10 protein-coding genes are annotated in these 13408 nt (G+C 57.5%); all 10 read left to right on the forward strand.

The annotated features are described in order from the left end of the window. Positions 1 to 256 precede the first annotated feature (256 nt). The 10 genes from B347_RS0111950 (at position 257) to fliD (ending at position 13392) form a co-directional block, all read left to right on the forward strand. Entirely contained in the window at positions 257 to 997 is a 741-nt protein-coding gene (locus tag B347_RS0111950) for a flagellar basal body rod protein FlgF (RefSeq protein WP_019409930.1), read from the forward strand. A 45-nt stretch (positions 998 to 1042) separates the two neighbouring features. Then, the gene (gene flgG / locus B347_RS0111955) at positions 1043 to 1828 is read left to right on the forward strand and encodes a flagellar basal-body rod protein FlgG (RefSeq protein WP_019409931.1); all 786 of its coding nucleotides are present in this window, start codon (positions 1043 to 1045) and stop codon (positions 1826 to 1828) included. Between the two features lie 24 nt (positions 1829 to 1852). Continuing rightward, positions 1853 to 2548 (forward strand): flagellar basal body L-ring protein FlgH, encoded by a 696-nt coding sequence (gene flgH / locus B347_RS0111960; RefSeq protein ID WP_019409932.1) that lies wholly within the window; start codon positions 1853 to 1855, stop codon positions 2546 to 2548. An 11-nt stretch (positions 2549 to 2559) separates the two neighbouring features. Beyond that, positions 2560 to 3669, forward strand: coding sequence for a flagellar basal body P-ring protein FlgI (locus tag B347_RS0111965; RefSeq protein WP_019409933.1), 1110 nt, complete (start codon positions 2560 to 2562; stop codon positions 3667 to 3669). A gap of 10 nt (positions 3670 to 3679) precedes the next feature. After that, positions 3680 to 4942 carry a flagellar assembly peptidoglycan hydrolase FlgJ gene (flgJ, locus tag B347_RS0111970; protein WP_019409934.1) on the forward strand — a complete coding sequence of 421 codons (1263 nt, stop codon included), beginning with the start codon at positions 3680 to 3682 and terminating at the stop codon, positions 4940 to 4942. A gap of 10 nt (positions 4943 to 4952) precedes the next feature. After that, positions 4953 to 6998 (forward strand): flagellar hook-associated protein FlgK, encoded by a 2046-nt coding sequence (flgK, locus tag B347_RS0111975; RefSeq protein ID WP_019409935.1) that lies wholly within the window; start codon positions 4953 to 4955, stop codon positions 6996 to 6998. A 14-nt stretch (positions 6999 to 7012) separates the two neighbouring features. Next, the gene (locus B347_RS0111980) at positions 7013 to 8602 is read left to right on the forward strand and encodes a flagellar hook-associated protein 3 (RefSeq protein WP_019409936.1); all 1590 of its coding nucleotides are present in this window, start codon (positions 7013 to 7015) and stop codon (positions 8600 to 8602) included. A 333-nt stretch (positions 8603 to 8935) separates the two neighbouring features. After that, a complete protein-coding gene (locus tag B347_RS0111985) occupies positions 8936 to 9865 on the forward strand; it encodes a ketoacyl-ACP synthase III (RefSeq protein ID WP_019409937.1) in 930 nt (309 codons plus the stop codon). 294 nt (positions 9866 to 10159) lie between these two features. Further along, complete coding sequence (locus B347_RS0111990) at positions 10160 to 11869, forward strand: flagellin (RefSeq protein WP_019409938.1); 1710 nt, start codon at positions 10160 to 10162, stop codon at positions 11867 to 11869. 158 nt (positions 11870 to 12027) lie between these two features. Continuing rightward, positions 12028 to 13392, forward strand: coding sequence for a flagellar filament capping protein FliD (fliD, locus tag B347_RS0111995; protein WP_019409939.1), 1365 nt, complete (start codon positions 12028 to 12030; stop codon positions 13390 to 13392). Positions 13393 to 13408: the final 16 nt, after the last annotated feature.

Raw genomic sequence — 13408 nt, forward strand, 5'->3', positions numbered from 1 at the left:
CCGGTCAGATGTGTAAAGGATGTACCGGTTTCTACAGTGAGGGCTGCAGCAGGCGCCGCGCAGGTCACCCTTTGCCGCAACCGGCATAACCGCGCCGGTTTAACACGTTCCTCTCGTCCATTCCCTGCCACTCGGCAAGCCTCTAACCCAGTCAATACGGCCTTTCGCACCGTCAAAATAAAGTTGGTGCGCAAATTGCTAGTACCTCTGTAGTACAGCGGTGGGCGGCAAGCGTCCGTCAGACAGAGGAATGACTGTGGACAAGTACCTTTATGTGGCAATGACCGGCGCCAGTCAGAATGCTCTGGCGCAAAAGGCGCATGCCAACAATCTGGCGAACATCTCAACCAATGGCTTTCAGCGCGATCTGGAACAGGCGCGGTCGATGCCGGTGTTTGGCGACAGCTTTCCAGCACGGGCCTTTGCCTTGAGTGAGCGGCCTGCCACTGACTTCACCCCAGGCGCGTTGGTGCAAACCGGGCGCGATCTGGACGTGGCCGTGTCGGGCGACGGCTGGCTGGCCGTGCAGGCACCGGATGGCAGCGAAGCCTATGCGCGCACAGCCAGCATGAATGTGGATGCCCTGGGCATTCTGCGCGCTGGCAACGGCATGCCGATCATGGGCAACGCCGGGCCGATTGCCGTGCCGCCGCAGCAGCAAATTGAAGTCGGTGAAGACGGCACCATCAGTGTCCGCGCCATGGGCGAAGGCCCGCGGGTGATGGCCGAAGTGGACCGCATCAAGCTGGTCCAGCCTGACCTTAAAAACATGACCAAAGGCCAGGACGGTCTGATCCACACGGTCAATGGGCAGCCAGCGCCAGCAGATGCCAATGTGCGAGTCACTTCGGGGTTTCTGGAGGCCAGCAACGTCAATGCCGTCGAAGAAATGACCTCGGTGCTGGCCCTGTCCAAGCAGTTCGAGCTGCACATCAAAATGATGAACACCGCCAAAGAAGACGACCAGGCCATGACCCGCGTCTTGGCAATGAGCTAATTACTGACACGTCGCGCCGAAAAACCGGCGCACGAGGAGAGCACCATGCTTCCGGCACTGTGGGTTGCAAAAACAGGTTTGGCTGCGCAAGACACCAACCTGACGACTATTTCCAACAACTTGGCCAACGTTTCGACCACCGGCTTCAAGCGTGATCGTGCTGAGTTCCAAGACTTGCTCTACCAGATCAAACGTCAGCCTGGCGCGCAATCAACACAGGACAGCGAACTGCCATCGGGCCTGCAAGTGGGCACCGGGGTACGTATCGTCGGCACACAAAAGAACTTCACTGCTGGCAGCCTGCAAACCACCGAGCAACCGCTGGACATGGCCATCAATGGCCGTGGTTTTTTCCAGATCATGCAGCCGGACGGCACCACGGCCTACACCCGTGACGGCACGTTCCACCTAGACTCTAACGGCCAGATCGTGACCGCCAGCGGCTTCGCTTTGGAACCGGCGATTGTGGTGCCGGCTGATGCCCAGACATTTACGGTAGGGCAGGACGGCACGGTGTCGGTGACGATCACCGGCAACCCGGCCGCACAAGTGATCGGCAACCTGCAAACCGCAGACTTCATCAACCCTGCCGGTTTGCAGTCTCAGGGCGGCAACCTGTTCCTTGAAACCGCGTCCAGCGGCGCGCCGCAAATTGGTACGCCGGGCCTGAACGGCTTCGGTACCACCATGCAAAGCACGCTCGAAACCTCCAACGTCAGCACCGTGGAAGAAATGGTCAACATGATCACCACTCAGCGCGCCTACGAGATGAACTCCAAAGTGATCTCGACCGCTGACCAAATGCTGTCGTTCGTGACGCAAAAACTGTAAAGACGTGAAGGGGTGGGAGAGGTCATGAAGCGCTTGTTTTCTGTTCTGGCACTGGGCGGCATTACGTTCCTGGCAGGTTGTGTCAGCCCGCCACCACGGCCGAACGATCCGTACTACGCCCCTGTGCTGCCGCGTACACCGCTGCCGGCAGCAGCTAACAACGGCTCGATTTACCAAGCTGGTTTTGAGCAGAATCTGTACAGCGACCGCAAGGCTTTTCGCATCGGTGACATCATCACCATCAGCCTGAACGAAAAGACCCAAGCCAGTAAAAACGCCAACTCGGCCATCGGCAAGAACAGCAACACCAGCCTCGGTCTGACCTCGCTGTTTGGTGGCGGGTTGACCACCAACAACCCATTGGGTGGCGGTGACCTGAGCCTGAACGCGGGCTACAGCGGTAGCCGCGCCACCAAGGGCGACAGCAAGGCGGGGCAGGGCAACAGCCTCACCGGCTCGATCACGGTGACCGTGGCCGATGTGCTGCCCAACGGCATCATCGCTGTGCGAGGTGAGAAGTGGATGACCCTTAACACCGGTGATGAACTGGTGCGTATTGCGGGTTTGGTCCGGGCGGATGACATAAGCACCGACAACACCGTGTCCTCGACCCGCGTGGCCGATGCGCGCATCACTTACTCGGGTACCGGCTCGTTTGCCGATGCCAGCCAGCCGGGTTGGTTTGACCGCTTCTTCCTTAGCCCTCTGTTTCCTTTTTAAGCGGACTTAACATGCCCAACCTCAAGCATCTGCTGGCAGCCGTATTGCTGTTGTCGACATCGCTGGGCGCTCACGCCGAGCGGTTGAAAGACATCGCCAGCATTTCGGGCGTACGCACCAACCAACTGATTGGTTATGGCTTGGTGGTCGGGCTTAACGGCACGGGCGACCAAACCACGCAAACCCCGTTCACCCTGCAAACCTTCAACAACATGCTTTCGCAGTTCGGCATTAAAGTGCCGCCGGGCTCGGGCAACGTGCAGTTGAAAAACGTCGCCGCAGTGTCGATCAGCGCCGATTTGCCTGCGTTCGCCAAGCCAGGCCAAGTGATTGACATCACCGTGTCTTCGATCGGTAACTCTAAAAGCTTGCGCGGGGGCACGTTACTGCTGACTCCACTCAAAGGTATCGACGGCAACGTTTATGCGGTTGCCCAAGGCAATTTGGTCGTGGGTGGCTTTGATGCCGAAGGCCGTGACGGTTCCAAAATTACCGTCAACGTGCCATCTGCTGGCCGTATTCCTGGCGGTGCTTCGGTCGAACGTGCCGTGCCGAGCGGTTTCAATCAGGGCAACAGCCTGACCCTCAACCTCAATCGCTCAGACTTCACCACCGCCAAGCGTGTGGTCGACAAAATCAATGACTTGCTCGGGCCTGGTGTTGCGCAGGCGATTGACGGCGGCTCGATCCGTGTCACGGCGCCGCTGGACCCAAGCCAGCGGGTTGATTACCTGTCGATTCTGGAAAACCTCGAAGTCGATCCGGGCCAAGCGGTGGCCAAGGTCATCATCAACTCGCGCACCGGTACTATCGTAATCGGGCAAAACGTCAAGGTTTCACCCGCCGCCGTCACCCACGGCAGCTTGACCGTGACCATCACCGAAGACCCCATTGTCAGCCAACCGGGGCCGCTGTCTAACGGTCAGACCGCTGTGGTGCCGCGCTCGCGGATCAATGCCCAGCAAGAGGCCAAGCCGATGTTTAAGTTTGGTCCGGGCACCACCCTGGACGAAATTGTGCGGGCGGTGAATCAGGTCGGCGCGGCGCCGGGTGATTTGATGGCGATTCTCGAAGCACTGAAACAGGCCGGCGCCTTGCAAGCCGACCTGATCGTGATCTGAGGCTGACGTCATGGACATGCGTAAGAGCGGGGTAGTCAGTGGCAGCGATTCGGGCGCGTTCAGCGACCTCAATCGTCTGAATAACCTGAAGGTGGGCGACCGCGAAAGCGAAGGCAACATGCGCAAGGTCGCGCAGGAATTCGAGTCGCTGTTCCTCAACGAAATGCTCAAGTCTATGCGCTCGGCCACCGAAACGCTGGGCAAGGACAATCCGCTTAATACCCCGGCCGCCAAACAGTATCAGGAAATGTACGACCAACAACTGGCGGTGACCTTGTCGCGTCAAGGCGGCGGCATTGGTTTGGCGGACGTGCTGATGCGTCAGATGTCGAAAAATAAATCCGCGGTGTCGGGTGATATGCCAGCCGCCACAGGTCTCACGGCTCAGGCTAAAGCGCCCGCCACAGAAACGCCTGTAACCCAGACCACCAGCCCGTTTGTGCGCTCCAATGGTCAGCGTGCTTTGTGGGCGTCGCGCGTGGCCCCGCCTGCCGTTGAAGGCGGGCATAAAAATGACATGGCGCTGCTTAATCAGCGGCGTCTGGCGTTGCCGAGCAAACTGACCGATCGCCTGCTGGCTGGCATCGTGCCCTCGGCCGACTCTGCGCATTCAACCCTCAATACCGGCGTCGTGCCTGGCCGCACCAGTGCCTCGATGGATGCTGTTATCAAAGGCAGCCGCCAGCCGATGCTCAGCGCGTCGGGCGTGCAGGGGCGCATGCAGATATATGGCCGTGCCGTGGCGCAGCCGCCTTTGGCGCCCGCCAAGCAAGTGTTTGAATCACCGGATGCGTTTGTCGCCACCATGCTGCCGATGGCGCAGCAGGCGGCCGACCGCATCGGCGTCGACCCGCTGTACTTGGTGGCGCAAGCCGCATTGGAAACCGGCTGGGGTAAATCGGTGATGCGCCAGCAAAACGGCAGCAGCAGCCATAACCTGTTCGGCATCAAGGCCACGGGCAGTTGGCAGGGCGCGCAGGCGCGGGCCATCACCAGTGAGTTCAAGGACGGGCAGATGGTCAAGGAGACGGCGGACTTCCGTTCCTACGACTCTTACCAAGACAGCTTCCACGACCTAGTCACGCTGTTGCAGAGCAACAACCGTTATAAAGAAGTGCTCGGCGCGGCCGATAAACCAGAACAGTTTGTACGTGAATTGCAGAAGGCCGGTTACGCGACCGACCCTGAATACGCGAGCAAGATTTCGCAGATTGCCAAGCAAATGAAAACCTACCAGAGCTACGTCTCGACGGGTTCTCTTACGCATTTATAGGGTTTGAACCATGGCGAGTTTGATCAACATCGGGATGTCGGGGCTGAACGCCAGCCAAGGGGCGTTGGCGACGGTCGGCAACAACATTGCGAACGCCAACACCTCGGGCTACTCGCGTCAGCAGATCGTGCAGAGCAGCGCGGCTTCGCAACAAGTGGGTGGGGTGTTTATCGGCACCGGCACTACCTTGGCGGACGTGCGCCGGGTGTACAACGCCTACCTCGACGCCCAGTTGCAAACCACGACATCGCTCAATGGCGATGCTCAGGCCTACCTTGATCAAATCGGTTCGGTCGACAAATTGCTCTCGGACAAAAGCACGGGTGTCTCGGCGGCGCTCAACGGTTTTTTTGCCTCGCTGCAAACCTCGGCGGCCGCACCCGGTGACAGCTCCTCACGGCAGTTGCTGCTCACCAGCGCGCAAACCTTGAGCAACCGTTTCAACGCGATCTCTGCCCAGCTCAACCAACAAAACGAAGGCGTCAACAGCCAGCTGGACACCTTGACCTCGATGGTCAACCAGCACACGGCCAGCATTGCCTCACTGAACAAGCAAATCGCCCAGGCAACCACCGCGGGCAATACGCCGAACGACCTGATGGATGCGCGCAACGAAGCGGTCCGCACGCTCAACGAACTGGTCGGGGTCTCGGTTCAAGAGCACGACAACGTGTACAACATTACCCTCGGCACGGGTCAGGCGCTGGTGCAGGGCAATACCTCCAATACTGTGTCGGCGGTGCCGAGCAAAACCGACAAAAGCCAGTTCAGCATTCAAATCAACTATGCGCAGTCCAGCTCTGACGTCACCTCGGTGATCAGTGGTGGCAAAATCGGCGGCCTGCTGCGTTATCGCGCCGACGTCCTGGCCCCGGCCATCAATGAGCTGGGGCGCACGGCGATTGTGCTGGCCGATGCGGTCAATCATCAGTTGGGGCAGGGCCTGGATGCCAATGGCGAGTTTGGCTCGTCGATGTTCAGCAGCATCAACAGTGACAAGGCCATCAGCCAGCGCAGCTTGGCGGCGACCGGGAACAGCGCTGGCTCGGGCAACTTGGACGTAAACATCAACAACAGCGGCGCACTGACCACCTACGACTATCAGGTCACGTTCACCAGCGACAAGGAGTACACGGTCAAGCGTTCTGACGGCACCAGCATGGGCGTCTTCAAGCTCGATCAAGACCCGCCAGCGGTGATCGACGGCTTTACCCTGAGCCTCAATGGCGGCGCCCTGAGCAAGGGTGACAGCTTCAAAGTTAGCCCCACCGCCAATGGCGCCAGCGGCATCAGCGTGCAAATGAGCGATGCCAGTAAATTGGCGTTCGCTGGACCGTTGGCGGCCACCAAAGGCGGCTCCAACGCGGGCACTGGGGCAATCAGCGGTCTTAGCTTGTCGCAAGCGCTGAATATTTATGGCGGCGCTGAGCTGGGCAAGGCGCACAGCGACATTGAAGGCGCGATGCCCGTGCGAATCGCCTTCGACGAGGCCAAGGGTGGCGCTCAGGGCTACCGCCTGCTGAACGAGAAGGGCGAGAAAATCGGCGAAGGCACCCTCGTTCCGGGTCAGGACAATAAAGTCACGATCAAGGTCCCGCTCTTCGACGCTTCGGGCGTGGCGGTGACCAACCCGGACGGCACGCCCAAGACCGTCAACTTTGATACCACCCTCAGCGGCTCGCCGGCCAAGGGCGACAGCTTCGACATCTCGTTCAACAAGGGCGGCAAGGCCGACAACAGCAACGCCAACCAATTGCTGGGCCTGCAAACCAAGCAGACCGTGGGCGTGACCGGCGGTGGTGGTGGCGTAAGCCTGGGTACCTCGTACAGCCAGTTAGTGTCCAAGGTGGGCGGCAAAGCCAGCCAGGCCGCCGTCGACGGCACGGCCAACACCGCAGCCCTGGCATACGCCACCCAAAGTCGCAGCTCGGTGTCGCAGGTTAACCTCGACGAAGAAGCGTCCAATCTGGTCAAGTTCCAGCAGTACTACACCGCATCGTCGCAAATCATCAAAGCGGCGCAAGCAACCTTCAGCACGCTGATCAACAGTCTTTAAGGGAGCACCCGACGATGCGTATTTCTACTGCCCAATTTTTTGAGTCGACCAGCACTACCTACCAGAACAACTTCTCGTCGGTGATCAAGACCCAGCAGCAAATCGATTCTGGCGTGCGGATCCAGACGGCGGCAGATGACCCGGTCGGAGCGGCCCGCTTGCTGCAATTGCAGCAGCAAAAAGACATGCTGGGCCAGTACACCACCAACATGAACAACATTAAATCGTCGCTGAGCACTCAGGAAAGCGTGCTCGACAGTGTCAACACGGCGTTACAAAAAGCCGGTGAACTGGCCCTGCGGGCGGGTGGTGTGATTGTCGACGCCGACCGTACCGCCATAGCCAACGAGCTGGGCAGCATCGAAGACCAAGTGTTCAGCTTGCTTAACAGCAAAGATGCCTCGGGCAACTACCTGTTCTCGGGCTCCAGGGCTGATACCCCGGCTTATGCCCGTAACAACGACGGCACGTACTCTTATCAAGGCGATGACACCCAGCTCAACCTCAAAGTCTCGGACACCTTGAGCATGGCCAGCAGCGACACGGCCAAAAGCTTTATGGAAAACTCGGTCAATACCGGGCGTACCCAAGCCACTTTGCAGCCGGTCTTGGACGCAGATGGCGCCGTGGTGCCGGACAATGGCGTGGTGTCGGTGTCGTCAGGCCTGATCACGTCGAGCGCGGTGTTCAATAAAAGCTTTGCGGCAGGCCAGCCTTACACGCTGGAACTCACCAGCAGCACCCAGTACAAGTTGACTGACGCCAATGGCAAAGATGTCACCTCGCAAGTGCCGGGCAATGGTGTGTTCGATTCGACCAAGGACGGCGCGCACAGCGTCAGCATTCGCGGGGTGTCATTCGACATCAACCTGAACCTCAAAGGCATTGAGGCGGCGGACAAGGACGCGGCGGTCGCGGGGCATTCTTTTACCCTACAAGCCAAGCCGGACACCTTCAACGCTTCGCGGACCCCGAGCAACAGCTCGACTGCGCAAGTCACCGGCTCCACCGTGACCAATGCGGACACCTACAGCGACAGCTTTCCGGGCAATGGCGCGGTGATCAAATTCACCAGCAACACCACGTACGAGGTCTACGCTCAGCCTGTGACCGACAGCAGCAAATCGATTGCCAAAGGCACACTGACCGATGGTTCGCTCAACGCCATGGGCGTCAAGTTGGACTTCACAGGGGCGCCGGCGTCGGGTGATCAGTTCGTGGTCAGCAAAAACAACCACCAAAGCCAGAGCGCGCTGGACACCATCGGCCAGTTGCGCAAAGCGTTGGTGCTGCCGAGCGAAAAAGACCCAGTGGCCCAACGAATCCAGAAGGATGCGATCAATACCGCCATTGGCAACCTGAAAAACGCCAGCACCAGCATTGACGCGGCCCGCGGCTCTATTGGTGCGCGCCTGAGCGCGGTCGACGTTCAGTCGGACGAAAACATCAGTCTGGGGTTGGCCAACGACTCCACCATCGCCGCGATTGGCAACACCGACGTGGCAAGTGCCGCGACGCAACTGGCGTTCCAGAAGTCCATGCTCGAGGCCTCGCAACTGGCCTTCGTCAAAATCTCCCAACTGAGCTTGTTCAACCAGCTCTAATACCTCGTGTGGGACGGCCTCGTATGGGTAAGCCCTCAATAAAGAGTGCATCAAGACAGTACTCATAGATGACCCGTCTCAGCTCGATCTCTGAAATCTTTTGTAAAAAACCCGACAATATAGAGTGACCTGTGAGTCACAACGCGCATCTTCACTGTATCGTGTGAAACCTACGGGCGGGTGCCGGTCCATTTTCAGCTGTTTTGTGTGGTTATTTACAAGGTTTCAGGCGCCCATTTTCGCCGCTGTTGCGCGCGACAAAGCCCTCTTATCGTCACGCCCCTCGATTGTGCGAGCGGGTGATCTCCAGCTATTCAGTATTGGGAAGCCACAATGATTGGCATTAAAAGCATCGCCAGTTACGTGCCGGCAAACGGCGTAGACAACTACGCACAAGGCGCGAAGTTCTCCAAGGACGAAGACTTCATTCTGGGCAAGATTGGCTCGGCTTTTTTGCCGCGTAAAGATGCTGACCAGGAAACCTCTGACCTATGCGTTGAAGCCGTTAACGCATTGTTCGCTAACAACCCGCAGCTTAAGCGTGAATCCATCGACGCGCTGATCGTCGTCACCCAAAACGGCGACGCCGAAGGCTTGCCGCATACCGCGGCCATCGTGCAAGACAAACTGGGCTTGCCGACCCACGTGGCCGCGTTCGATATTTCCCTCGGTTGCTCGGGTTACGTTTACGGCATTTACGCGATGAAAGGCTTCATGGAAGCCGCAGGCCTGAAAAACGGTCTGTTAGTCACCGCCGACCCGTATTCGAAAATCGTTGATCCCGAAGACCGCAACACCACCATGCTCTTTGGCGACGCCGCCACCGCCACTTGGATGGGCGAAGACGCTCCTTGGCAGTTGGGCAAAGCCAAATTCGGCACCGACGGTTCGGGTGCGCCGCATTTGAAAGTCAGCGACGGCGTGTTCTTTATGAACGGCCGCCAAGTCTTCAACTTCGCGTTGCTCAAAGTACCTGCCCACCTGCACGAACTGCTCGACGAGTCTGATCTCAAGGCCGCTGACATCGACGCGTTCTGCATCCACCAGGGCAGCGCGGCGATTGTTGACGCGGTGGCGCGTCGTTTTGAAGAAAGCGACCCAGAGAAATTCATCAAAGACATGGTCGAGACGGGTAACACCGTATCGTCAAGCATTCCATTGCTGCTGGAAAAGCACGTGATGGACGCCGCCTGGAAGCGCGTTGCCCTGAGCGGCTTCGGCGTGGGCCTGTCGTGGGGCTCGGCGATCATCTACAGGAGATAAGCGGTAAGCGGCAAGCTTCTAGCGGCAAGTTAGATGCGGGATGCAAAACGCCCATGGCCTGGTAAGCCATGGGCGTTTTGCGTTCTAGCTTGCCGCTTATGGCTTGTCACTTGAGGCTTTGCGCAGCGCGCAACCCCTTGAAACACAAGGGATGGCCCTCGGCCAGTAAAAAAAATCAAAAAAGCCCTCAAGCAACCCGCATTCACGACGATAACCATTACGAAGGTTCTCTTGGCCACACCCGGCGGTCGCCAGGGCCGGAAGCCGCAGTAATCATCCAATGAGGATTTCGTCATGGCTTTATCAGTAAATACCAACGTCACTTCCCAGACTGTCCAGAAGAACCTGAACAAAGCCGGCGATGCGCTGAGCACCTCGATGAACCGTTTGTCTTCTGGCCTGAAAATTAACAGCGCCAAAGACGACGCCGCTGGCCTGCAAATGGCTAACCGTCTGACCTCGCAGACCAAAGGCATGACCGTTGCCATCGCCAACGCCAACAACGGCACGTCGATCGCACAGACGGCTGAAGGCGCGATGCAAGAGTCGACCAACATTCTGCAACGTCTGCGTGAACTGGCCCTGCAAGCCGCGAACGGTGATAAAAGCGACGCTGACCGTTCGGCCCTGCAACAAGAATTCACGGCGAAAACCGGTGAGCTGACCCGTATCGCCCAAACTACCACCTTCGGTGGTCGTAACCTGCTGGACGGCTCGTTCCAGAACCAGTCCTTCCAAGTCGGTGCTGACGCCAACCAGACCATTTCGTTCGGTATGAGCGATGTCGGCGCTACTGCGTTGAAGGGTTCTTACGGTGAAGCGAATGCAGTAGGCGGTAAGACGACGCTGGAAGCTGGCGTTACGGGTGGTGTATTTACAGCTCAATCCTTTACTGCGACTGGTGAAGCAGACTTTGCTGCTCCGAAGCCTGTAGATCCTGCTACAACAGCTTCTGGCATTATTACAATTGCAGGCAAAGAGATTGCTGTAACTGATAAGTCTACAGCCGAGACTACGCTAGCGGCCATCAACAAGCTCACCAAAGATACCGGTGTAGAGGCGACTATTGTTGAGAAGAAGCTGGTACTGACCTCTGACAAAGCGTTTGATGTATCCAGCACGTATAAAGATTCGGGTTTTGCTACTACAACTACCGCAGCCACTAAGGCCGACGGTCTTAAGGATGCCGCTCAAATCAATATCAATGGCACCGACATTAACTTGGCCAAAGGTGACAAGCTGGCAGAAGTCATTAATGCAATTAACGGCAAGGACGGTGGAAATACTACAAAAACGGGTGTTAAAGCATCCCAGCAGGACGGCCGTCTGGTGCTGACTTCGGCTGACGGTAAACCGGTTAACTTGAGCAACGGTACAGCAACTGGTGGCCCGGGCTCACTTGCCAAACTTGGCCTCTCGGCTGGTACTACTCAGGCCAAGCTGACTGCTGATACTTCGGTTGCCTTCAACGGCGTTGAGGTCAAGTTCAAAAAAGGCGACTCGATGGACAACATCGTTTCGTCGATCAACAGCGCCAGTACCGGTGTGACTGCCAGCAAAAACGTTGATAACTCGTTGGCTCTGTTCTCCACCAAAGACATCAAACTGGGCGACGGCGCTGCAGGTACAGGCTTGAACTCTCTGGGTCTATCTAAGGTTCCTACAACCACTAACTCGAATACGGTCGAAACAACTGTTGCCGACCTGAGTATCCTGACAGCTGCTGATTCTCAGCGTACCGTGCAAGCTCTGGCTGATGCGATCCAGCAGATCGACACTCAGCGTTCGGCTCTGGGTGCGGTGCAAAACCGTTTCACCAGCACTGTGTCCAACCTGCAAAGCATCTCCGAGAACTCGAACGCTGCACTGGGTCGTGTTCAGGACACCGACTTCGCGTCCGAAGCTGCTGAGTTGACCAAGCAACAAACCATGCAACAGGCATCCACCGCGATCCTGTCTCAAGCGAACCAACTGCCGTCCGCTGTGATGAAACTGCTTCAGTAAACATCGCGTTCGGTTGAGCACAAGAGGGCGCGTTTACGCGCCCTTTTGTTTTTTTGGTGTGCTGTAGTGCAAATGGCATGAATTGTGATGATCAGTGTTGCCCTAGCTCTGCTCGCCAATAAAACGGCAGCCACCGAAACCGAATAAGGAGAATACAAATGGCCAGTTCAACCATTACCGGTGTCGGCTCGGGTTTCGATACGGTCGGTATCGTCAAAGCGTTGGTGGGCGCCGAAAGAGCCCCCAAACAGAGCCAGATCACCAAGCTGCAGACCAGCACTACCACACAGTTGTCTGCTGTGGGTACGGTCAAAGTTGCGCTCGAAAGTTATCGCTCGGCGATTGACAAGCTCAACAGCGTGTCCAGTTTCAACGGACTCGTGGCCTCGTCGTCTGACGAGAAGATTTCCAAAGTCACCATTGATGACAAGGCGTCGGCTGGCAAATACGCGCTTGATGTCACGCAATTGGCGACCGCCTCCAAAGTTACCAGCAAGGTTTTTGAGGGCGGCAGTTCTGCCGTGGTCAATGCGGGAAACGAAGCTACGACGCTGACCATTTCGCAGTCTGACAACGATTACAACGTCAGTATCCCGGCTGGCGCAACGATGCAGCAGACCCGCGAAGCCATTAACACGCAATTGCAATCTAAGGGCATCAGCGCCAACGTATTGACCGATGCTAAAGGCTCGCGGCTGGTCATCAGTTCGCAGACCACCGGTAAGGGCACGGATATCACCCTTAGCGGTGACTCAGAGTTGTCCAGCGGTTTTGACGCCGGTAAAGCTCCCGCGAATGCCCAATACACCATCGACGGTATTGCGATGGAGTCGTCGAGCAATAAGATCACCTCGGCTATCAGCGGTGTGACCCTGGAGTTGATCGACACCAAGGCGTCCACCATCACTGTGGCGTCCAATACCGATACGCTGAAAACCTCGGTGCAGTCGTTTGTCACGGCCTATAACACGTTGCTGACCAGTATCAATACGCAAACCAAAGTGACGGCCACCGGCGATGCATTGACCACTACTTCAGGGGCTCTGACTGGCGACGCTTCGATGCGCCAACTGGTCAGCAGTCTGCGCAGCGAATTGCTGCAAAACTCCAGTGGTTCAAGCGTTGGTAACTTGTCTCAAATGGGGATCGGCACCGATGCCAAAACCGGGCTGTTAAGCCTGGATGACACCAAATGGAACGCCGCCGTGGCGACCAAGAATGGCGCTACCGAAATTGCCAAGGTGTTTACGGGCGACACCGGCCTGATCTCTCGCATGAGTAAAGCCACCAGCAGTTATGTGGGGACCACGGGCCTGCTGGCCACCCGTGCTGCAGACTTGAACACCAAGCTGACGGATCTGACGACTCAGCAAGGCGATCTGGATCGGCGCATGGATGCACTCAAGTCTTCTCTGACCGCCAAATACACAGCAATGGACGGCCTGATCGCCAAGATCAACGCCAGCAGTTCCAGCATCATGACTACGCTTAATTCGTTGAATAATCCTAAGTCGTCCAACTGATTTTTCAGGGCTTTTG

Source organism: Pseudomonas psychrophila HA-4, assembly GCF_000282975.1.
Lineage (GTDB): Bacteria > Pseudomonadota > Gammaproteobacteria > Pseudomonadales > Pseudomonadaceae > Aquipseudomonas > Aquipseudomonas psychrophila_A.